This window comes from Micromonospora sp. CA-259024 (assembly GCF_050936255.1).
Lineage (GTDB): Bacteria > Actinomycetota > Actinomycetes > Mycobacteriales > Micromonosporaceae > Micromonospora.
Window position 1 is genome coordinate 1821157 of record NZ_JBNJND010000002.1, and the last position, 20534, is coordinate 1841690.

The 20534-nt window shown below is 68.6% G+C and carries 19 protein-coding genes, 1 tRNA gene and 1 riboswitch; of the genes, 15 read left to right on the top strand and 5 right to left on the bottom strand.

Translation table 11 applies throughout. From position 1 onward, the window contains the following. Positions 1 to 3: 3 nt before the first annotated feature. From ACQEUX_RS27975 to ACQEUX_RS27995, 5 genes are all read left to right on the top strand, one after another. Entirely contained in the window at positions 4 to 2202 is a 2199-nt protein-coding gene (locus ACQEUX_RS27975) for a (Fe-S)-binding protein (protein WP_433054489.1), read from the top strand. A 103-nt stretch (positions 2203 to 2305) separates the two neighbouring features. Continuing rightward, the gene (locus ACQEUX_RS27980) at positions 2306 to 3631 is read left to right on the top strand and encodes a hemolysin family protein (RefSeq protein WP_433054492.1); all 1326 of its coding nucleotides are present in this window, start codon (positions 2306 to 2308) and stop codon (positions 3629 to 3631) included. Continuing rightward, entirely contained in the window at positions 3624 to 4625 is a 1002-nt protein-coding gene (locus tag ACQEUX_RS27985; protein WP_433054495.1) for a hemolysin family protein, read from the top strand. The genes ACQEUX_RS27980 and ACQEUX_RS27985 overlap by 8 nt, the downstream gene beginning before the upstream one ends. Before the next feature lie 182 nt (positions 4626 to 4807). Beyond that, complete coding sequence (locus ACQEUX_RS27990) at positions 4808 to 5806, top strand: NlpC/P60 family protein (RefSeq protein WP_433054498.1); 999 nt, start codon at positions 4808 to 4810, stop codon at positions 5804 to 5806. A 194-nt stretch (positions 5807 to 6000) separates the two neighbouring features. Then, a riboswitch (cyclic di-AMP (ydaO/yuaA leader) is annotated at positions 6001 to 6136 on the top strand. 76 nt (positions 6137 to 6212) lie between these two features. Next, entirely contained in the window at positions 6213 to 7190 is a 978-nt protein-coding gene (locus tag ACQEUX_RS27995) for an NlpC/P60 family protein (protein WP_433054501.1), read from the top strand. Between the two features lie 66 nt (positions 7191 to 7256). Here the strand turns inward: ACQEUX_RS27995 and dcd are convergent, their stop codons facing one another. After that, positions 7257 to 7835: a dCTP deaminase gene (gene dcd, locus ACQEUX_RS28000; protein WP_285792496.1), complete on the bottom strand. Its 579-nt coding sequence runs from the start codon at positions 7833 to 7835 to the stop codon at positions 7257 to 7259. Between the two features lie 99 nt (positions 7836 to 7934). Between dcd and ACQEUX_RS28005 the strand changes: the two genes are divergently transcribed. From ACQEUX_RS28005 to ACQEUX_RS28015, 3 genes are all read left to right on the top strand, one after another. Then, positions 7935 to 8492: a pyridoxamine 5'-phosphate oxidase family protein gene (locus tag ACQEUX_RS28005; protein ID WP_433054505.1), complete on the top strand. Its 558-nt coding sequence runs from the start codon at positions 7935 to 7937 to the stop codon at positions 8490 to 8492. A gap of 196 nt (positions 8493 to 8688) precedes the next feature. Next, a tRNA-Gly gene (locus ACQEUX_RS28010) sits at positions 8689 to 8762 on the top strand. A gap of 176 nt (positions 8763 to 8938) precedes the next feature. Continuing rightward, a complete protein-coding gene (locus ACQEUX_RS28015) occupies positions 8939 to 10183 on the top strand; it encodes an IS256 family transposase (protein WP_433054508.1) in 1245 nt (414 codons plus the stop codon). 81 nt (positions 10184 to 10264) lie between these two features. Here ACQEUX_RS28015 and ACQEUX_RS28020 read toward each other — a convergent pair whose 3' ends face one another. Further along, the gene (locus ACQEUX_RS28020; RefSeq protein ID WP_433054511.1) at positions 10265 to 10624 is read right to left on the bottom strand and encodes a tyrosine-type recombinase/integrase; all 360 of its coding nucleotides are present in this window, start codon (positions 10622 to 10624) and stop codon (positions 10265 to 10267) included. A 226-nt stretch (positions 10625 to 10850) separates the two neighbouring features. Between ACQEUX_RS28020 and ACQEUX_RS28025 the strand changes: the two genes are divergently transcribed. From ACQEUX_RS28025 to ACQEUX_RS28035, 3 genes are all read left to right on the top strand, one after another. Then, positions 10851 to 11246, top strand: a complete 396-nt coding sequence (locus ACQEUX_RS28025) for a VOC family protein (protein WP_433054514.1) — start codon at positions 10851 to 10853, stop codon at positions 11244 to 11246. 377 nt (positions 11247 to 11623) lie between these two features. Continuing rightward, the gene (locus tag ACQEUX_RS28030) at positions 11624 to 11857 is read left to right on the top strand and encodes a hypothetical protein (RefSeq protein WP_433054517.1); all 234 of its coding nucleotides are present in this window, start codon (positions 11624 to 11626) and stop codon (positions 11855 to 11857) included. A gap of 413 nt (positions 11858 to 12270) precedes the next feature. Then, positions 12271 to 12564: a DUF7336 domain-containing protein gene (locus tag ACQEUX_RS28035; protein WP_433054520.1), complete on the top strand. Its 294-nt coding sequence runs from the start codon at positions 12271 to 12273 to the stop codon at positions 12562 to 12564. 316 nt (positions 12565 to 12880) lie between these two features. Here ACQEUX_RS28035 and ACQEUX_RS28040 read toward each other — a convergent pair whose 3' ends face one another. Next, positions 12881 to 13231 (bottom strand): winged helix-turn-helix transcriptional regulator, encoded by a 351-nt coding sequence (locus ACQEUX_RS28040; protein WP_433054523.1) that lies wholly within the window; start codon positions 13229 to 13231, stop codon positions 12881 to 12883. 46 nt (positions 13232 to 13277) lie between these two features. Here ACQEUX_RS28040 and ACQEUX_RS28045 point away from each other — a divergent pair, with 46 nt between their 5' ends. The 3 genes from ACQEUX_RS28045 to ACQEUX_RS28055 all read left to right on the top strand — a co-directional run bounded on the left by ACQEUX_RS28045 (position 13278) and on the right by ACQEUX_RS28055 (position 18017). Then, positions 13278 to 14162, top strand: coding sequence for an NAD(P)-dependent oxidoreductase (locus tag ACQEUX_RS28045; protein ID WP_433054526.1), 885 nt, complete (start codon positions 13278 to 13280; stop codon positions 14160 to 14162). 93 nt (positions 14163 to 14255) lie between these two features. Further along, positions 14256 to 14726 (top strand): hypothetical protein, encoded by a 471-nt coding sequence (locus ACQEUX_RS28050; protein WP_433054529.1) that lies wholly within the window; start codon positions 14256 to 14258, stop codon positions 14724 to 14726. Positions 14727 to 14879: 153 nt separating this feature from the next. Then, the gene (locus ACQEUX_RS28055; protein ID WP_433054532.1) at positions 14880 to 18017 is read left to right on the top strand and encodes a BTAD domain-containing putative transcriptional regulator; all 3138 of its coding nucleotides are present in this window, start codon (positions 14880 to 14882) and stop codon (positions 18015 to 18017) included. Here the strand turns inward: ACQEUX_RS28055 and ACQEUX_RS28060 are convergent. Next, the gene (locus tag ACQEUX_RS28060; protein WP_433054535.1) at positions 18001 to 18750 is read right to left on the bottom strand and encodes an ABC transporter permease; all 750 of its coding nucleotides are present in this window, start codon (positions 18748 to 18750) and stop codon (positions 18001 to 18003) included. The genes ACQEUX_RS28055 and ACQEUX_RS28060 overlap by 17 nt on opposite strands. After that, complete coding sequence (locus tag ACQEUX_RS28065; protein ID WP_433054538.1) at positions 18747 to 19691, bottom strand: ATP-binding cassette domain-containing protein; 945 nt, start codon at positions 19689 to 19691, stop codon at positions 18747 to 18749. The genes ACQEUX_RS28060 and ACQEUX_RS28065 overlap by 4 nt, the downstream gene beginning before the upstream one ends. A gap of 244 nt (positions 19692 to 19935) precedes the next feature. On the opposite strand from ACQEUX_RS28065, the gene ACQEUX_RS28070 reads away from it, so the two are divergent. Beyond that, complete coding sequence (locus ACQEUX_RS28070; RefSeq protein ID WP_433054541.1) at positions 19936 to 20280, top strand: VOC family protein; 345 nt, start codon at positions 19936 to 19938, stop codon at positions 20278 to 20280. Positions 20281 to 20534: the final 254 nt, after the last annotated feature.

Consider the following 20534-nt stretch of genomic DNA (forward strand, 5'->3'; position numbering starts at 1 on the left):
TCGATGGGCAGCGTCCAGATCGTCACCACGATCCTCGCGGCCGCCATCACCGCCGTGGCGGTGTGGCTTGCGGTGCGTGCGGTCCTCAAGATGGTGGCAGTCATCCGGCTCGGGCAGCCCGCACCGGAGCGGTTCGGCGACAAGGTCACCCGCGCCAGGACCATGCTGGTGGAGACCGCCGGCCACACCCGGATGCTCAAGTGGGGCGTGGTGGGTGCCGCGCACTGGTTCGTGATGGTCGGCTTCGTCGTGCTGTCGCTGCTGGTGCTCGAGGCGTACTTCGAGGTGGCCACCACGACCGGTGGGTTGCCGATCATCGGGCACTGGGTGGTCTTCGGCCTGGTCACCGAGATCATCGGGGTACTGGGTCTGGCCGGCATCCTGGTGTTGATGGCGATCCGGCTCCGCAACCGGCCGACCCGGCCGGGCGGACGGTCCCGGTTCACCGGCTCGACGATGTGGCAGGGCTACTTCGTCGAGTGGATCGTGCTGCTGGTCCTGATCTTCGGTTTCGTGATCCGGGGCTTCAAGGTCGCCACCGACCACTTCGAGTTCCCGTTCTGGGCCACCCCGGTCAGCCACGCGGTGGGTGCGGTGCTGCCCGACTGGGCGGACGGCGTCAGCGTCGCCGCGGTCATCAAGATCGTCATCTCGATGACCTGGCTGATCGTCATCTCCCTCAACGTCACCATGGGCGTCGCCTGGCACCGCTTCCTGGCGTTCCCCAACATCTTCTTCAAGCGCGAGCCGGCCAAGCCGGCCGGCTCCGGCCTCGGCGCGCTGCGCCCGATGACCAGCCAGGGCAAGCCGCTCGACTTCGAGGAGGCCGACCCGGAGAAGGACCAGTTCGGCGTCGCCCACGTCGAGCAGTTCAGCTGGAAGGGCCTCCTGGACTTCAGCACCTGCACCGAGTGCGGTCGTTGCCAGTCGCAGTGCCCGGCCTGGAACACCGGTAAGCCGCTGTCGCCCAAGCTGCTCGTGCTGAGCCTGCGGGACCACGCGTACGCGAAGGCGCCCTACCTGCTGGCCGGTGGCGGCAAGGACCTGACCGGTGAGGAGAAGGCCACCCAGGCGCAGCTCGCCCACCTGGACGTACTCGCCCTCGCCGAGGCCGACAAGCCGTTGATCGGCACCGCCGAGGAGGGCGGCGTCATCGACCCGGACGTGCTCTGGTCCTGCACCACCTGTGGCGCCTGCGTCGAGCAGTGCCCGGTGGACATCGAGCACGTGGACCACATCGTCGACATGCGCCGCTACCAGGTGCTGATCGAGTCGAGCTTCCCCTCCGAGGCCGGCGTGATGCTGCGCAACCTGGAGAACAAGGGCAACCCGTGGGGCGCCCCGCAGAACACCCGGGAAGACTGGACCAAGGGCCTGGACTTCGAGGTGCCCCGGGTCGGTGAGGTGGACGACTTCGAGTACCTGTTCTGGGTCGGCTGCGCCGGCGCGTTCGAGGACCGGGCCAAGAAGACCACCCGGGCGGTCGCCACCCTGCTCAACGAGGCGGGCGTGACGTTCGCGATCCTGGGTGAGGGCGAGACCTGCTCCGGTGACCCGGCCCGGCGGATCGGCAACGAGTTCGTCTTCCAGATGCTCGCCCAGCAGAACGTGGAGACGCTGAACGAGGCGTTCGAGGGCCGGGAGAAGGCCAAGCGCAAGATCGTCGCCACCTGCCCGCACTGCTTCAACACCCTGGGCAACGAGTACGGCCAGATCGGCGGCGAGTTCGAGGTGGTCCACCACACCCAACTGCTGGCCCACCTGGTCGCCACCGGCAAGCTCACCCCGGTGCAACCGGTCGACGGTGGGGTCACCTACCACGACCCCTGCTACCTGGGCCGACACAACCGCGTCTTCGCGGCCCCCCGTGAGGTCCTTGGTGACGCCATCGCGGGCGACCTCACCGAGATGCCGCGCAACAGCGAGCGCTCCTTCTGCTGCGGCGCCGGCGGCGCCCGGATGTGGATGGAAGAGAAGATCGGCAAGCGGATCAACGTGGACCGGGTCGAGGAGGCCATGGCCACCGGGGCGAGGACGGTGGCCGTCGGCTGCCCGTTCTGCTCGACGATGCTCAACGACGGGGTCAACGGCAAGGGTGCCGGCGAGCAGGTCGAGGTGATCGACGTGGCGAGTGTGCTGCTCCGTTCGGTCAAGCCGGAGCAGCCGCAGGGCGGTAAGGAGACCGCGCCGATCGCCGGCTGAGGCGCGTACACCTGGCATCTGAACATCGACGGCGGCGGCCCCGTGGGGCCGCCGCCGTCGTGTAAGAATCTCGCCGAGGTGAGGCGACATCGACGGCCTACTCTTGACAACGCTGTTGCCCCTGGTCGGCTTCGTTGCGCTGACCGCGGGCAACGCGTTCTTCGTCGCGGCCGAGTTCGCACTGGTCACGGTCGATCGCGCGGAGATCGACAGGCGGGCCGCAGCCGGCGACCAGACCGCTCTGACGGTACGCACCGCGCTGCGCGAACTCTCCTTCCAACTCTCCGGGGCGCAGCTCGGCATCACCATCACCGCCCTGCTCACCGGCTACCTGGCCGAGCCCGCCCTGGCTCGGCTCTTCACCCCGCTGTTGCGCCCGCTGGCCGGGGACAACACCGGGCGGCTCACCCCGTTCCTCGCGTTGGCCCTGGCCACCCTGATCTCCATGCTCTTCGGTGAGTTGGTGCCGAAGAACGCGGCGTTGGCCCGTCCCATGCCGGCGGCGCTGGCCACGGCCGGCCCGATGCACACCTTCTCGCGGATGTTCGGCTGGGTGATCCGGGGACTGAACGGCTCGGCGAACCGGCTGGTCCGGGCGCTCGGCGTGGAGCCACAGGAGGAGCTGGCCAGTGCCCGCTCGCCGGAGGAGCTGGGCCTGCTCGCGGCCATCTCGGCCCGGGCCGGCGCGTTGCCGACGGACACCGCGATGCTGCTGCGCCGCACCATCCGGTTCGGTGACAAGCGGGCCGCCGAGGCGATGACCCCCCGGGTGGACGTGGTCGCGCTGCGGGTCACGGCCACCGTGGCCGAGCTGCTCGAGCAGTCCCGGCGAACCGGGCGGACCCGCTTCCCGGTGTACGAGGAGACCCTGGACCTGGTCACCGGAGTGGCCGGTGTACCCGACGCGCTGGGCGTGCCGCTGGCCGACCGGGCGTCGACCATGGTCGGCTCGGTGGCCCGCGAGCCGGTGTACGTACCGGAGAGCCTGAACCTGGACGGCGTACTGGCCGCGTTGAAGGCCGCCGGGGCCGACCTGGCGATCGTGGTCGACGAGTACGGCGGCACGGACGGCGTGGTGACGATCGAGGACCTCGTCGAGGAACTGGTCGGGGAGATCGCCGACGAGTTCGACCCGGCCAGCGTGGACGACGCCGGTCCGGTCGAGCTGACCGTGCCCGGCGGTGAGCGCACCGTGCTGGTCGACGGGGTGCTGCGCTCCGACGAGTTGGCCGAGCAGACCGGCTTCCGCCTGCCCGAGGGTCCGTACGAGACGCTGGCCGGGTTCCTGATGGCCCGGCTCGGGCACATCCCGTCGGCCGGCGAGACGGTCGACGCGGGCGGCTGGGAGTTCACGGTGGTGGAGGTGGAGCGACACCGGATCGAACAGGTCCGGGTGTTGCGCCCGGCGGAGCCGGACGACGATGACTGAGCTGCTGGTGACCGTGCTGTTGCTGCTCGGCAACGGGTTCTTCGTGGGCAGCGAGTTCGCGCTCATCGCGTCCCGCCGGACGGTGATCGAGCCGCTGGCCGCCGGATCGAAGCGGGCCCGGTGGGCGTTGTCGGCGATGAACCAGATCCCGCTGATGATCGCTGGGGCGCAGCTCGGCATCACGGTCTGTTCGCTGGGTCTGGGCGCGATCGCCGAGCCGGCGCTGGCTCACCTGCTGGAGCCGCCGTTCCACGCGGCCGGCCTACCCGAGCGGGCGGTACACCCGGTGGCGTTCGTGCTGGCGCTGGGCGTGGTCGTCTTCCTGCACACGGTCGTCGGCGAGATGGTGCCGAAGAACATCACGCTGGCCGGTCCGGAGGTTTCCGCGCTCTGGCTCGGGCCGGCGATGCTGGCGTTCTGTGTGGCCACCAAGCCGCTGCTGCTCGCGATGAAGTGGGCGGCCCGCCGGGTGCTCGCGTTCTGGCGGATCGAGGCGTCCGAGTCGGTGAAGACGGTGTTCACCGCCGAGGAGTTGGCCGGTCTCGTCTCCCAGGCGCGTACCGAGGGTTTGCTCGACGAGGAGCAGCACGCCCGGATCACCGGTGCCCTGGCCCTGCACAGCCGCACAGCGGCGGACGCGCTGCAGCCGTGGTCGACGGTGGTGACGGTGGCTGAGGACGTCTCGCCGGCGTCGCTGGAGGTGTTGGCGACCCGGACCGGCCGGTCCCGGTTTCCGGTGGTGCAGCGGTCCACCCGTCGGGTGCTCGGCTTCGTGCACGTCAAGGACGTGCTCGGGTACGCCGGGCAGGGTCGCCGCTCGCCGGTGCCGGCCCAGGTCTACCGGCCGCTGGCGGTGGTGCCGCCGGAGCGTACGTTGGCCGACCTGCTGCTGGCCATGCGCCGCGAGCGGCGGCACATGGTGCTGGTCAGCGACGGCCGGCGCCCACTCGGTGTGGTCACACTCGACGATGTATTGACCGCAATCGTTGGTTGATGGACCAATACCCTTGGTGTGCAAGCAGTTGCAGGACAGTGATGATTACTCAGCTCACCTTGATTACCGCCCCGAGCTTCCCTAATGTGGGGCACCGACCGCTGTGGGTCGTCTGCCTCGGCCCTTCCCTCACGCGAGGCGCCCGGCGGTCGGTTGCAAAGGAGTCGGTGCCGGTGGCAACCATGCCCCCTCATCGTCACGACCTGGAAGCGTCCGCACGGCCACGTGGCCTGCGCCGTGCCGCCCACCGTTTGCTTGTTCTCGTCGCCGCGGCGGCGGTCGGCGCCGGTCTGCTCGCCGCGCCGGCACACGCCGAGCCCACGGTCGACGAGATCGAGGCGCAGATCGACAAGAAGTGGGAGCAGCTGGAGCCCACCATCGAGCAGTACAACAAGGTCCGGGCGCAGCTGAAGGTCAACCGGCAGAAGTCGGCGAACCTGCAGAAAAAGATCGAGCCGCTGGCGCTGCAGAGCGAGCTGGCGCTCAACCGGGTCGGCGATCTCGCCTCCCGCTACTACATCTCGGGCCCGTCGCACGACATCGGCGCACTGCTGATCAGCGCCAAGCCGGACACGCTCACCGAGCAGCTCACCGTCCTCGACCGGCTGGCCGCGCAGGAGCGCAAGGAGGTCGAGGGCGTGCTGGCCGTGCGGGCCAAGTACGACGGCGAGAAGCAGAAGCTGGACGCGCTCATCGCCACCCAGACCAGGCAGCAGAACGAGCTGGCGGCCAAGAAGAAGCAGATCGACGCCGAGATCAAGCAGCTCGAGGCGTCCCTGCCGAAGACGACGGTCAAGACCGAAGGTTGCCCGACCATCAACGGTGTGGTCAGCGCCGCTGCCCGCACCGCGATCCGGACCGCCTGCCAGCAGGTCGGCGACCCGTACGTCTGGGGTGCGACCGGCCCGAACTCGTTCGACTGCTCGGGTCTGACCCAGTACGCCTACAAGGCGGCCGGGATCAGCCTGACCCACCACACCGGTGACCAGTGGCACGAGGGCAAGGTCGTCTCGCGGGCCGACGCCCGCCCCGGTGACCTGGTCTTCTTCTTCAGCGACCTGCATCATGTCGGCCTGTACCTGGGCAACGACAAGATGGTGCACGCGCCGCGCGCCGGTAAACCGGTGCAGGTGGCCAGCATCAACAACATGCCGGTCGCCGGGTTCCGCAGACCCGGCTGATCCACAGCGCGACGAGGGCCCCCGGTCGTCCGACCGGGGGCCCTCGTGTCGTTACTGGACCCGCCGGTACCCTCGGTGATCCGATTCTCTTGGTACGGAGTGTCACGGCCGCACGGGTTGCGGATTGGTAACAGGCGTCTCTACTCTGGTCATTCGTCGGCCCGACATCAGCTCCGCCCAGCCCGGGCGGTAACGGACCGACACCGCCGAGTCGTTTCCGAGCGAACCGGGGACCCAGGTCCCTCGGGGTGAATCCGCAGCCACTGCGGTAGGGCGCCGACTTCCCGCCCGAACCCGTCAGCTAACCCGGTAGGCGGTCAGGAAGAAGGAGTACGGAACCCCGGTGGCACTCCATGCCCCGCGGCCGTCGTCCGAGCGGTCGGCATCAGCCGGCCCGGCGTCGATCGTGCCGCGCCCACGCTGGTCCCGCTTCACCACCGCACTCGCCGCACTGGTCGGCGTCGCCGTCGTCCTGACGGGCAGCGCCACGGCAGCCCACGCCGACCCGTCCGTCGCCGAGATCGAGCGCCAGATCGACGCCGACTGGAACAAGCTCGAACCGATCATCGAACGGCACAACGCCACCCGCGCCGACCTCGCCGTCAAGCGCAGGCAGGCCGAGGCACTGGCCGCCCGCATCGCCCCGCTGGAGCGTCAGGTCGACGCCGCGATGGACAAGGTCAGCGCACTGGCGGTGCGTGCGTACAAGGGCGAGAACGTGCTGACCGTCAACGCGGTGCTGGGCAGCCGGTCACCCAGCGAGGTGGTCGGTCAGCTCGAAATGCTCGACCGGTTCGCGCACAACCAGCAGCAGGACGTGCGGCAGGTGGCCGACCTGCGCGACGAGCTGGCCCGGCAGAAGGCGCCGCTGGACGAGATGGTTGCCCAGCTGACCCGCACCGAGGCTCAGTTGGCGGCGAAGAAGAAGCAGATCAACGAGGAGATCGACCGACTGCAGAAGCTGCGCCTCAAGGTGTACGGCAACGGTGGCGGCGGTCCGCTGCGTCCGGCACCCTGCCCGGGCAGCTACCCCGGCGGTGCGGCGGGCACGGCGGTCAAGTTCGCCTGCGCGCAGATCGGCAAGCCCTACGTCTGGGGTGCCGAGGGCCCGAACTCGTACGACTGCTCGGGGCTGATGCTGGCCGCCTGGGCCAAGGCCGGTGTGTCGCTGCCGCACAACGCCGCCCAGCAGAGCCGCGTCACCAAGAACGTCAGCAGGGCCGACCTGCGCCCCGGTGACCTGGTCTTCTACTACAGCGACATCCACCACGTCGGCATGTATGTCGGCGGTGGCTGGGTGGTGCACGCCTCACAGGCCGGCCAACCGGTCAAGATGAAGAAGGTCGACGACGGCCCGATCCACAGCTACGGCCGCCCAGGCTGACCCAGCCCAGACGCACGAGGGCCCGCCGCGATCCGTCGCGGCGGGCCCTCGTCTGCGTTCAGAGGATCAGCGCGTGGGCCAGGTGCGCCAGTGCTGCCATGCGCGGCTGGGCGTCGGCCCTCGCTGGCCCTGGTAGCGCGAGCCGTACACCGCCGAGCCGTACGGGTGCTCGGCCGGCGAGGAGAGCCGGAAGATGCAGAGCTGCCCGATCTTCATGCCCGGCCAGAGGGTGATCGGCAGGTTCGCCACGTTGGAGAGCTCCAGCGTCACGTGACCGGAGAAGCCCGGGTCGATGAAGCCGGCGGTGGAGTGCGTGAGCAGCCCGAGCCGGCCCAGTGAGCTCTTGCCCTCCAGCCGGCCGGCAAGCTGGTCGCCGAGCGAGATGACCTCCAGCGTCGAGGCGAGCACGAACTCGCCCGGGTGCAGCACGAACGGCTCGCCGTCGGGCACCTCGACCGCCGAGGTCAGGTCGTCCTGCTGCATCGCCGGATCGATGTGTGTGTAGAGGTGGTTGTTGAAGACCCGGAACAGCCGGTCGAGTCGGACGTCGATGCTGGACGGTTGGACCAGGGTGGGCTCGAACGGTTCGAGGCCCAGCGTGCCGGCCTTGATCTCGGAGACCAGGTCGCGGTCGGAGAGCAGCATCGGACCACCATAGCGGCGCTGCCGAGGGCGGCCGGATTCGGTGCCGGTGACCAGCGCGTCGAGGTCGCTGCTCGTACATTTGTTCGATAGAATGTCCGCATGGCTTCCTGGTCCGAATTCGCCGCTGACGAGCCCCGCCTCGCCGACGGGATCCGCGTTCTCCTCCAGCAGTACGGGCCGGGCTTCGGCTACCTGGCCACGGTCCGCGCCGACGGCGGGCCCCGGGTCCATCCGGTCTCCCCGGTCATCACCGACGAGGGTCTGTTCTGCTTCATCATCGACTCTCCGAAGCGCCGTGACCTCGAACGGGACGGCCGTTACGCGCTGCACTCGTTCCCACCGGAGGAGAGCGACGACGAGGCCTACGTGGCGGGGCGCGCCCGTCCGGTGACCGACCCGGCGCGGGTGGCCCGGTTGGCGCAGGGCGCCCGCGCGGAGCCGCAGGTCGATTGGCGGCTGTTCGAATTCACCGTCGAGGTGGCGATGCTGACCCGCCGCGAGCAGCACACCGCGGGCATTCCGGGTCTCGCGCCGGGCCGGCCGGCCGTTCGGGTCTGGCTCGACCCGCACGCCCCGTCGGCGGCGGCCGCGCCGCTCGCCGTACCGCAGACTCGCCCGACCCGTCGCAGTCGTGACGTCCAGTGCACGGCCGCCTGACCACAACGGCCCGCCGCCCCGAATGATCAACTCGGTTTCAGTGATATCGCGGCGTCCCGGCGGCTCGGACGCCCCGACTTCCAGGAAGCCGAGTGGATCAACTCGCGCCCATCAGGGCAAAGTGGCACGCGGACAAGCTGCGAGCGGGGGTGCCTGGGTGCACAGGCCCGGCGACTCGGGTACAGTGGTGCCGCTTGCGGGTGTAGTTCAATGGCAGAACATCAGCTTCCCAAGCTGACAGTGCGGGTTCGATTCCCGTCACCCGCTCCACGATCAAGGCCCTGGCCAGGACGCGAGTCCTAGCCAGGGCCTTCGATATTTCAAGGCCAGGGTTGCGTCCACGGGAGTGGTGTACGACTTGCCCGTGATGGGCGTGTTGCGTAGATAGGAGACGGCCATCGCGTGATCCTTCAAGACGACCAAGTCAGAGAAGGAAGAAGAACGCGATGGCCGCATCTGAGAGTGTGAACCCTGTTGAGCTGCTGCGCGAGCAGATCGAGGGCGCGTCGCCGGACGTGTTACAGGCGATGGTGAAGACGTTTGCGCAGGCGTTGATGTCCGCCGAGGCGGACGCGGTCTGCGGCGCCGGCTACGGGCAACGCAGCGAGGAGCGGGTCAACTCCCGCAATGGATACCGGGTGCGGGAATGGGACACCCGCGCCGGGACGATCGACCTGGCGATCCCGAAACTACGCTCTGGCAGCTACTTCCCGGACTGGTTGCTGACGCATCGCCGGCGGGCCGAGCAGGCCCTGGTCTCGGTCGTGGCGACTTCGTATTTGCTCGGCGTCTCGACTCGTCGGGTGGAGAAGCTGGTGGAGCAACTCGGCATCCGGCAGCTATCGAAGTCGCAGGTGTCGGAGATGGCCGCGCACCTGGACGTGCAGGTCGAGGCGTTCCGCAATCGGCCGCTGGACGCCGCCCACTACACGTTCGTGTGGATGGACGCCCTGACGATGAAGGTCCGCGAGCACGGGCGCACCGTCAACGTCCACGCGCTGATCGCCGTCGGCGTCAACGCTGACGGACAACGCGAAGTCCTTGGCCTGGACGTGGCCTCCGACGAGGACGGCGCCGGCTGGCTGGCGTTCCTGCGGTCGCTGACCGCCCGCGGCCTGTCCGGTGTCCAATTGGTCATCTCCGACGCCCACCGCGGCCTGGTCGCCGCGATCGGCGCCGCCCTGCCCGGCGCGGCCTGGCAGCGCTGCCGCACCCACTACCTGCGCAACCTGCTCACGAAGGTCCCCAAGTCGGCCCAGCCGTGGATCGCCACCCTCGTCCGGACGATCTTCGACCAACCCGACGCCGACGCCGTCCGAGCCCAGTTCGACCGCGTCGTGACCACCATCGACACGAAGTTCCCCGCCGCCGCCGAACACCTCGCCGACGCCCACGACGACCTCCTCGCCTTCACCGGATTCCCTCGCGAGATCTGGCGCCAAATCTGGTCGAACAATCCGCAAGAGCGGCTGAACAAGGAGATCCGCCGCCGCACCGACGTCGTCGGAATCTTCCCCAACCGACCGGCGATCATCCGCCTCGTCGGCGCGGTCCTAGCCGAGCAGACCGACGAATGGACCGAAGGCCGCCGCTACATGGGCATCGAACTACTCGCCAAAGCCCGCCGCGTCACCGTCCAGCCAGACCAACACACCACCAACCATCCAGACCCGACCCAGATTGCCGCCTAACATCAAACCGGATCCGACGATGGCCGTCTCCTACACCACCAGCGCGGACGTGACCAAGGCCAGGGATCATGCGGCGTGCCGTTAGCCCCGGCCATCCCCGGCTCCGTCCGGGTTCGCTGCCCGCTTCTTGCCCTTCTTGTCGCCCGATTTCTTGCCGGGCTTGTCCTTGGCCCTGCCCGAGCCGTCGGCCGACTCCTTAACCTTCTTCCGGTCGACCCGCATTGCATCGTGCAGCGCCTGGGCGATGGCTCGATCCGCCTCAGCCGTGGCGTGCTGGTAAATCAACGCCGCCTGGGATGAGTCGTGCCCCATGCGCGCCATCAGGCCACGGGTGCTGGCCCTGGTCCGCGCGGCGCGAGTGTTCCCGGTGTGTCGCAGATCGTGGAAGTGCAGATGCGGTTGCCCGATCTGCTCGACGGCCGCCTTCAAGGCGGCCCGCAAGCGGGCCGCGCCGACCCGGCCCCGGCCTGCCGGCGACCTCCGGCCGGCATCGGCCGGGCCGGCCGGCCACGCTGACAGACGACCAGGACCATGAAGACCTCGGGGCTCCGCCCCGAACCCTGATCCTCCTCAGAGATCCGCCACACAAGGTGCGCACGAACGGTCACGCACTCGCTGCCTTGGCCTCGCTGGATCCATTAGCACCCTGTCTGGATAGAGTCTCGCCATGACGGCGATCGCCAGCCAGGTTCAGATCAACTTGTTTTGCGCCGACGTCGACGCCTGTCTCACCTTCTTCACCCGCCTTGGACTGGCTGAAGCGTTCCGGGCACCGACTACGGGTCCCATCGAACATGTCGAGGTCGAGGCTGCCGGTATTCGGATAGGACTGACCTCGGCGCAGGTCGCCAATGCGCTTGTGGGTCTTGGTGTGGACCCTGGGAGCAGTCCGTCAACCGAGCTCGTGCTGTGGTGCGAGGACACCGACGCGTTCTACGACCGAGCTATGGCGGCAGGTGCGACGAGCGTCGTGCCGCCGATGGACTCGCCTGATGGGCGGCTCCACTACGCGTGGGTCCGCGATCCGGACGGCCACCAAGTCAAGTTCGTACAGAAGCGATGAGCTCACATTTCGGGTGCATTTGATCTTTGCTGGCGGTGGTCGATGATCGCTTCCGGTCGAGGGTCGGGGCAAGCACCTGTTCGCCATTAGCGTGCCATTGGGCGAGGACAACAGGGGCCAGCCGAGGCCACGCGAGACTGCCGAGACCAGGCCTCAAGACCGGGGCCTACCCGAGATCGACAATTCCCAAGCTGACAGTGCGGGTTCGATTCCCGTCACCCGCCTTCTCCAACCCCAGCCTGCCGGTGTTGAGCTGCTTCAACGAGCCTGCTCAGCGCGTCGACGATCTTCCGATCCCGGCTCGCCGCGCCGTGGGCCACTGCGATGCACCGGCGGTCAGGTTTCACTCAGTGCGCGGGTCCGGCAAGCTGGCGCTCATGGCGCGGTACAACGGGATGTCGGAGCCGAGCGAGTACGACCAGAGCATGCCCGCCGTTCAGGCGAACCTGGCGAAGTTCGAGCGAGCCTGGGCGAGGGTGCGGGTGACACACGGGGGACGCCCGGTTGAAGAGGTACGGGTGGCCTTAGCCCAGGCGTTCAACGAGGAAGGAGTAGAGGTCTGGAGCGACGTCGCGGACGAGGCTGCCCGCACGATTTCAGGCCAGAGCTGACCTTGAAAACGCCCGCGTCGAGGTGGCCCGGAAGCCGGTGGGGTTGGCCGCCGGTCGTGGCGGGGCTTCCAGCTGCGGCGCCAGTCCACACTCCGGACTGGCTTGCCACCGGGTCGCTTCGGTCGCCGTCCGCCATGCTCACTCAGGGCTTTGTACCTGGCACGCCGTGCGTGCCCCCTACGTGCTCGTCACGGCCGGGAACCACGGGGAACCTCGGCCAGTGGAGGTCACGGGGAGGCCATCCGCCGGCTGGTCACCCGGGTGGGACCGTTGCCGGTCCTGTGACGTCGCACCGGGGGTGCGATAAGCGTCTTCATGCGTACGGCTGCATTGCCTCGGGCGGCGCGCCCGTGTCGTGGATCGATCACGCTGCCCCCCACCAGGCAGAGCGGTGGCGGGTAGCGTGCGCCGGCATGGAGGTCTTCCTGCTCTGGCACGTCCGCCACGCCCGGTGGCTCGACGGGCGACCGACAACGCACCGGGACGAAGGCGGCGAGCTGGTCTGGGACGAGGAAGACGGCGACGATCTCAAGGTTCTGGGGGTGTACTCGTCGGAGGCGCGAGCGGAGGAACGGATCCAGCGAGCCAGGAAGTTGCCTGGCTTCCGCGACGAGCCTGACTGCTTCGACATCAACCGCTACAGCCTCGACGAGGACCAGTGGAACGACGGCTTCGTTTCCATCGCCGACGACGGTCAGGCCGACTGAAGAGCAGGTTCCTGGCGGAGCGCAAGCCGGGCCGCCCACGGGCGACAGTGGTGTCACCTCGGGCCGGACCAGGGCACGTGAGAGCGCGTCGAGCAGTCGTAGAGATCCATCGGCGGCTTGCGCCTCGGCGACGGCCTGCCGTTGGCGCTCGACCAGAGTCGCGCGGACCGTCACGGTCCGACAGCGCGGCCAGCCGCCTCGCGTCGGCCCAGTAGCCACCTTTTTGTGGGTACTTGTTGGTCATCGTCGACGGGTCGAAGCTGGTCATGAGCAGTCGGGGAAAACCAGTTCTGAACGAGATGGAGTAACCGATGTTTCAGGAGACGGCTGGGGCCTCGGTGAGCTTCGCCAGGCGGCGGTGGCCCCAGTCGGAAAGGGGAGCCAACGCCTCGGAGAGTTCGCGGCCGAAAGTGGTCAGGTAGTACTCGGTTCTCAGCGGCAGCACGTCGTGCACCTCCCGGTGCACCAGGCCGTCGGCCTCCATCTCACGGAGGGCCTGAGTCAGCACCTTCTCCGTGAGGCCCGGCAGTTGCCTGCGCAGTTCTCCGGGGCGGCGCGGACCGGATTCCAACAGCCAGAGCAGAGCCGTCTTCCATTTGCCGTCGATCACAGCGATCGCGGCGGTCACTCCGCAGACGTTCGGGTCCTGGGCACGACTGCGCGTCATCTTCGTCCTATTCATAGCATTTTGTTGATAAAACGGGAGTTGAATCATGTCCTCGTACAACGAAAAGTCTGTCACCGTGCTTGGGCTTGGGCCGATGGGGCGGTCTCTGGCCGGTGCGTTTCTGGCCGCCGGCATGCCGACCACGGTCTGGAACCGGACGCCGGGCAGGGATCAAGAGTTGGTCGAGGCGGGTGCGGTCAGTGCCCCATCGGCCGAGGAGGCGGTTGCCGCAAGCGGGTTGACCGTTGTTTGCGTCGTGAACTATGACGCCTCGGACGCGATCCTGCGGCAGAGTGCGGTCACCGATGCGCTCAAGGGCCGCACGGTGGTGAACCTGACTGCCGATACACCCGACCGAGCCCGGGACACCGAGCGGTGGGCGGCCGGATATGCCATCTCGTACGTGGATGGGGCCATCATGACGCCGATCACCACCATCGGAACGCCGGACGCGGTGGTCATCTACAGCGGCCCAGAGGATCTCTACCGGAAGCACCAGCCGGTGCTGGACACGCTGGGTGGCACCCACACGCACCTCGGCGAGGAGATCGGTCGGGCGGCGGCGTACGACATAGCGTTGCTCGACATCTTCTGGACCGCGATGGCGGGCTACGCGCACGCCTTGGCGGTGGCGAAGGCGGAAGGTGTCAGTGGGCGGGAGTTGGCACCCTTCGCCAAGGGCATCGGCGCCATCCTCCCACCGATCTTCGAACAGAGCGCCGAGGAGATGGACAGCGGCAACTTCTCCGTCGAGGGTAATCCGATCACCTCGGCGGCATCGTCCATGGCCCATATCGTCCACACCTCCGAAAAGCATGGCATCGACGCGGGCATGATGCGCGCGGCCGAGGGCATGGCCCGCCGCGTCATCGGACGTGGTCATGGCGCAGACGGGTTCATGCGGATCGCCGAGTTCCTCGGACGCCGCTGACAGAAGGGATGGACCGCCGGGCCCGACGCGTTCCCGACCTGGGCATCGTTCACTGTGTTGCTCGCCGGAGCAGGTCCGTCAAGAATCCCGCGTATGGATGCCGTCGTGCAGTGGGTCCGAACCTCTTGGACCAAGCAGTCACGTGGGGGTGTGCAGGCAGCTCGACGGAACGCCGTACCCGCGTCGTTCCCGCTGCCGGCACAGGCTGCGCCCATCACGCACGAGGTCGACATGGATGAGGCCAACGCGTTCGAGCCTCGCGCGGCATGGGTACCCGAGCCGTATCGGAGTGGTGTTCGTTTGCGTCTGATGGACGGTCAGCTTCGGGTCGAACTGATTGCGTCGGCGTGGGGTATGCCGCGCCGTCATCGCCGCCCGCCCGCCGTGCGAATCGCCGAGGGCGAGTGGCTGCGCTGGCAGATCAACTACCGCTTCAGGGCGCTTTCCGGCGGTGCTTGGCGATACCGCCTGGACACCCTCAACATCGCGCACGGACCCGTCCCGGTCGGCTGTTTCCTTGGCGAGCCGCCCCGGTTCATCGACGAGCGAGCGCAGATCTGGTGACTCAGGCTGGCCCCGCGTTGGCGGCTGTGGTGAACGGCATGAAGCCGGCGGTGCTCGCCGCCGTTGTGGTCGGGGAGGGCCTTCGATGTTCTGCGGTCGCACCCTCGCATCGCCAAGACGGATGTTTCTCAGGTCCGTGGCAAGATCTGCTGCGTGCAGGTCGGGATGCTTGGTCCATTCGAGGTTCGTACGGACGACGGCGCCTTCACCGACGTGCCGGGCGCGCGACTGCGCGGACTGTTGGCCGCCCTCGCGCTCAACCCAGGTCACGTGGTCCCGAAGGCGACTCTCGTCGACTGGATCTGGGGTGAACACCCGCCCTCCGATGCGTCGAACGCCCTGCAACGCCTGGTTTCCCGGCTGCGGAAACTGCTGCCGGAAGGGTTGATCGAGGGGCAGACGGACGGCTACCGGCTGACGGTGGAACCCGACGTCGTCGACGCCGTACGGTTCGAACGCCTTGTCGGCCAGGCTCGCGATGACGAGGGCCCGCAGCGGGTACGGCGGCTGCGTGAGGCCCTCGCCCTGTGGCGCGGTGCGGCCATGCAGGACGTCGGGCTGGCCGACAGCGCGGCGCTTGACGCGGCGGTCACCCGGCTCGAGAGGCTGCGCCTGACCGCCATCGAGGATCGGTTCGACGCGGAGATCAGCCTTGGCCACGGTCCGGAGGTGGTCGCGGAGTTGACCGACCTGGTGGCCGCGCACCCGGTGCGGGAACGGCTTGTCATCGCGTTGATGCGTGCCCTCGCCGCGTCCGGTCGCGACACCGAGGCGCTGCTCGTGTACCAGCGTACGAGCGAAGCCCTGGCCGACGCGCTGGGCGTCGACCCCTCGCCGGAGCTTTCGGCGTTGCACGTCGCGCTGCTGCGGGGCGAGGTGGGACGGCGGGAGGAGAACCGGAAGACCAACCTGCGGGCCGAGCTGAGCAGCTTCATCGGCAAGGACGACGCTGCCGCCGAGGTCGGCGCGCTCGTCGCCGAACATCGGCTCACGACCCTGATCGGGCCGGGCGGCTCGGGGAAGACCCGGCTGGCAACGGAGACAGCGCGCAGGATGCTCGACGATCTGCCGGACGGTGCCTGGCTGGTGGAACTCGCCGCCATCGGCGCCGACGGTGACGTGGTGCAGGCGGCGCTCGCCGGGCTCGGGCTCCGGGACGCCCTGCTCGGCGAGGCACCGAGCATGGAGCTGATCGACAGGCTCGTCGCCGCGATCCGCGACCGTGAGGCGCTGCTCATCCTGGACAACTGCGAGCACGTGATCGAGTCGGCGGCGGCGTTCGCCCATCGGCTGCTCGGGGAGTGCCGGCGGCTGCGGATCCTGGCGACGAGCAGGGAGCCGCTCGGCATCACCGGGGAGGCGCTGTGGCCGGTCGCGCCGCTGGCCATGCCGGCAGCCGACGCCGGCCCCGCCGAGATCGAATCCTCCCCTGCCGTCCGGTTGCTGCGGGACCGGGCGGGCGCGGTACGCAGGGATCTGGGGGCCGACGCCCACACGTTGTCGACGATGGCGCGGGTGTGTCGGGCGCTGGACGGGATGCCGCTGGCGATCGAGCTGGCCGCGGCCAGGTTGCGCACCATGTCCATCGACCAGCTCGCCAGGCGCCTCGACGACCGGTTCCGCCTGTTGACCGGTGGCAGCCGTACCGCGTTGCCCCGGCACCGGACGCTGCGCGCGGTGGTCGACTGGAGCTGGGAGTTGCTGACCGACGCCGAACGGACGGTCCTGTGCAGGCTCTCGGTGTTCGCGGGCGGGGTGAGCCTGGAAGCGGCCGAACGGGTCTGCGCCGGCGATGTGGTCGAGCGGGACGAGGTGCTCGAGTTGCTCACCGCGCTGGCCGAGAAGTCGCTGTTGGTCGCCGAGGGCGACGAGGCCCCGCGCTACCGGATGCTGGGCACGATCAAGGAGTACGCCGCGCACCGGCTCGCCGAGGCGGGGGAATCGGACCTGGCGCGCCATGCGCATCTGGCCTACTTCACCGAACTCACCGAAACCGCGGAGCCGCAGCTTCGTCGTGCCGACCAGGTGAAATGGCTCGCCGCCCTGGAAGCCGAGCACGACAACATCGGGTCCGCGATGCGCGGTGCGCTCGCGACCGGCGAGGCGCACGCGGCGATGCGGCTGGCCGCCGGTGCCGGCTGGTACTGGTGGCTCGGCGGCCATCGGACCGAAGGCATGGAGCTGATCACGGCGGCTACCGAGACGCCCGGCGAGGTCGCCGACGAGATCCGGGCCACGGTGTACGCGCTCGTCGTGCTCTTCCTGAACTCCGGGCCGGGCGACGAACACCAGGCGGCGGAGTGGATCCACAAGGCGTACGAGCTGAGTCAGCGCAGTCACGGCAGCCACCCGGGAATGGCGCTCGTCGTCCCGCTGGAACGCATGGTGCGGGCCCCGGACGCGATCCTGCCCGCGTGGGAACCGCTGCTGGACAACGAGGATCCCTGGGTACGCGCACTGGCCCGGCTGCAACTCGGCAAGATGCGGATCATTCTCGGCCAGGACGGCCGGGATGTTGACGCGTACCTCGAGGCGGCGCTCGCCGAGTTCCGAGCCCTCGGCGAGCGGTTCGGGATCTCGTTCGCCCTCACCGAGCTGGCGGAGCTGATCGCCGTACGCGGTGAGTTCGCCGGCGCCTGCGAGCACTACGAGGAGGCGATCGCGGTCGTCACCGAAGTCGGCACCGTTGAGGACATCATCCGGATGCGGTCGCGGCAGGCTCAGCTGTACTGGTTGTTGGGTGATGAGGAGTCCAGCGCGGCCGCCGTGGCCGAGGCGCGGCGATGCGCGGAACTGGTCACGTGGCCGGGTGCGCTGGCCGTGCTGGCCCTGTCGCAGGCGGAACTCGCTCGGTGGCGCGGCGACGCCGAGGAGGTGGCCCGGCAGATCGGGGTCGCGACGACCCTGTTGCGCGACGAAGCGAAGCAGGCGCACATCCGCGCGGTGACACACGACCTGCTCGGTTATCTCACCGATGATTTCGACGAGGCTCGACGGCACCGTTCCTCGGCGTGTGCGGCGGCAGCCGAGACGGGGCACGCACCCTCGATCGCGCAGGTACTCGTCGGAGTCGCGGACCTGGCCCTCCGCCTTGAGCAGTACGAGCAGGCCGCACGGCTGATCGCGGCGAGCACCGCCGTGCGCGGGCGGCCGGATCGTTCCCAGCCGGACGTGGCCCGGATCGAGCAGGCAGTGCGGCGCCGCCTCGGCGAAGGGGGATTCGCAGAGGCGGCGCTGGAAGGCACTCGGACGGACTGGAGTCGGTTGGTCGCGGTCACGCTCGCTTCGTGAACGTGGAACGCGCCCACAGGTAACCGACCAGAGCGATGACGACGCACCAAGCGAGGGCGGGGATCACGTCGCCGGTGGACGGCGTGCCGTTGAGAAACCCGCGCAGGGTTTCGATGATCGGCGTGAAGGGCTGATACTCGGCGAACTCCCGGAGCCCGGGCCCCATCTTGTCCGCCGGCACGATCGCGCTACTGAAGAACGGCAGCATGACCAGCGGTACGGAGGCCAGCCCGGCGGTCTCCGGCGACTTCGCCGACAGCCCGAGGGCGACCGTGAGCCAGCCTGCGGCGAAAGCGAGCAGCACGATGATGCCGATCGCGCCGAGCCAGCCGAGGGGAGTCGCCGACGGGCTGAATCCGAGGAGGAAGGCCACCCCGATGAGGGCCGCGATGGCGACCAGGTTGGTCAGCACGCTGGCGACGACGTGACCGGTCAGCACCGCACCACGGGAGACGTGCATGACTTTGAACCGGTTGATGATGCCCTTCGTCATGTCGGAGTTCACGGCCGTCGCGGTGGACCCCAACCCGTAGCAGACCGCCAACAGCATCAGTCCCGGAGTCGCGTAGTCGATGTAGTCGACACCGACGTTGAAGGCGTCACCGAACATGTAGACGAACATCAACATGATCACGATCGGCATCAGGACCGCATTGAACACCGAGGTCGGATTCCGGGCGATGTGCTTGAAGTTGCGACGCAACATGACGATCGAGTGGGACTTGGTGCTCATTTCGCTGCCACCTCCGGGGTGCGGTTGCCCGTCAGGGCGAGGAAGACGTCATCGAGGTCAGGTGTCTGTACGGAGAACCCTTCGGCGCTGATCGCGTACTCGTCGAGCCGGTCCAGCAGGGTCCGCAGCGAGGCCGTCCCGCCGTCGCTGGGAACCCGCAGGGCCAGTGCCTCGTCGTCCCGCGTGGAGTCGCTGAGCACCCGGGCTGCCGCGTCGAGTTCGGCGACGGTGCTGAACCGGAGCCGGACGTGCGTGCCGGGAATCTGGCGCTTGAGGTCGTCGGGTGTGCCCTGAGCGACCAGGCGCCCCTGGTCGAGGACGGCGATCCGGTCGGCGAGCTGGTCGGCTTCCTCGAGATACTGGGTGGTGAGGAAGATCGTCACCCCGTCGGCCACCAGGTCGCGGATGATCGACCACATCGTGCGGCGGCTGCGCGGGTCGAGGCCCGTCGTCGGCTCGTCGAGGAAGATGATCCGCGGGTCGCCGACGAGCGTCATCGCCAGATCCAGCTTGCGGCGCATGCCCCCGGAGTAGGTCGACACCGGCTTCTGTGCCGACTCGACCAGGTCGAACCGCTCCAGCAGTTCCGTGACGACCCGCTTGCCGTCCTTGGCGGGCACCGGGCTCAGGTCCACCATCAGCTGGAGGTTCTCCCGGCCGGTCAGCAGCTCGTCCACCGCCGCGAACTGCCCGGTGACCCCGATCGCCGCGCGTACCGCCTTGGCCTGGGTGGCGGCGTCATGGCCGGCGACCCGTACGGTCCCACCGTCAGCTTTCACCAACGTGGTCAGCACGTTCACCGTCGTCGTCTTACCCGCCCCGTTCGGTCCGAGGAGGGAGAAGATGGTGCCCGCCTGGACGTCCAGGTCGATGCCGTCGAGCACCACCTTGTCCTTGTATGCCTTTCGCAGCCCGGAGACCGCAATCGCTGAGTTCGTCATGCGACTACCATCGGCGGCCGGCCTGTCACGCCCCTGACGCGACCCTGACACGACCACTGACACGGGTGCTTCGCCCGGACACGCTGGCCGTCAGGTGGATGCCCGGAACTCCTGGTGGCATCGGAGGAGCTCCCGTGGTGCGGTGACACCCTGCTGGGATCGACCCTGGTGGTTCCCGCTGCACTTCGGCACCGGATAGTGTCCGGCTTGGAGGTGGTCCGTGTTCACCGAAGCCTTTCCGATCGTGACGACACCTGACCTGCCACGACTGATCGCGTTCTACCGGGACGTGGTCGGCTTTGAGCTGACCTACCGGTTCCCGGACGAGGGTGCCCCGGAGTTCGTCGCGCTCCGACTGGGCAACAGTGAGCTCGGCCTGGCCGCCAACCCGGAGGCTGGCGGGCCGGCTGACTCGCACCGCTGGGAGTTGTGCGTCTACGCCGACGACTGCGACGCAGCCGTGGGCGCGCTGCGTACGGGCGGAGCAATGGTCACCGAGGAGCCGGTCGACCAGCCCTGGGGTGAGCGGTCCGCGCGGGTCACCGACCCCGATGGCAACCGGTTGCTGGTGCTGTCACGCCTGCCTTAGGCGTTCCCGCAGCGCGATTTAACGGCCGAATTCTCCCGGTGCAGGGCGATGGGAGACGGCAGTGTCGGACCGCTAGGGCGGCGCTAACGGTGAAGATCGGGGTCGGTCCACGCGAGCGTGGACTCGCGACATCACCGGACTTGTTGCCGCTCAGGCCGGACTGGTGGCAGTGCGGGCAACACCGGGGCCTTCGGACGATCGGTGCCGTCGAAAGCTCACAGATCTTGGACAGTTTCCGTTCAGGCGTAACGGAA

Coding starts and splice junctions, on each gene's coding strand:
- ACQEUX_RS28065 (WP_433054538.1), bottom strand. CDS start 19,691: ATGACGAACTCAGCGATTGCGGTCTCCGGGCTGCGAAAGGCATACAAG.
- ACQEUX_RS28060 (WP_433054535.1), bottom strand. CDS start 18,750: ATGAGCACCAAGTCCCACTCGATCGTCATGTTGCGTCGCAACTTCAAG.
- ACQEUX_RS28050 (WP_433054529.1), top strand. CDS start 14,256: ATGGATGCCGTCGTGCAGTGGGTCCGAACCTCTTGGACCAAGCAGTCA.
- ACQEUX_RS27985 (WP_433054495.1), top strand. CDS start 3,624: ATGACTGAGCTGCTGGTGACCGTGCTGTTGCTGCTCGGCAACGGGTTC.
- ACQEUX_RS28015 (WP_433054508.1), top strand. CDS start 8,939: ATGGCCGCATCTGAGAGTGTGAACCCTGTTGAGCTGCTGCGCGAGCAG.
- ACQEUX_RS27975 (WP_433054489.1), top strand. CDS start 4: ATGGGCAGCGTCCAGATCGTCACCACGATCCTCGCGGCCGCCATCACC.
- ACQEUX_RS28025 (WP_433054514.1), top strand. CDS start 10,851: ATGACGGCGATCGCCAGCCAGGTTCAGATCAACTTGTTTTGCGCCGAC.
- ACQEUX_RS28040 (WP_433054523.1), bottom strand. CDS start 13,231: ATGACGCGCAGTCGTGCCCAGGACCCGAACGTCTGCGGAGTGACCGCC.
- ACQEUX_RS28005 (WP_433054505.1), top strand. CDS start 7,935: ATGGCTTCCTGGTCCGAATTCGCCGCTGACGAGCCCCGCCTCGCCGAC.
- ACQEUX_RS28030 (WP_433054517.1), top strand. CDS start 11,624: ATGGCGCGGTACAACGGGATGTCGGAGCCGAGCGAGTACGACCAGAGC.
- ACQEUX_RS28045 (WP_433054526.1), top strand. CDS start 13,278: ATGTCCTCGTACAACGAAAAGTCTGTCACCGTGCTTGGGCTTGGGCCG.
- ACQEUX_RS28035 (WP_433054520.1), top strand. CDS start 12,271: ATGGAGGTCTTCCTGCTCTGGCACGTCCGCCACGCCCGGTGGCTCGAC.
- ACQEUX_RS27990 (WP_433054498.1), top strand. CDS start 4,808: ATGCCCCCTCATCGTCACGACCTGGAAGCGTCCGCACGGCCACGTGGC.
- dcd (WP_285792496.1), bottom strand. CDS start 7,835: ATGCTGCTCTCCGACCGCGACCTGGTCTCCGAGATCAAGGCCGGCACG.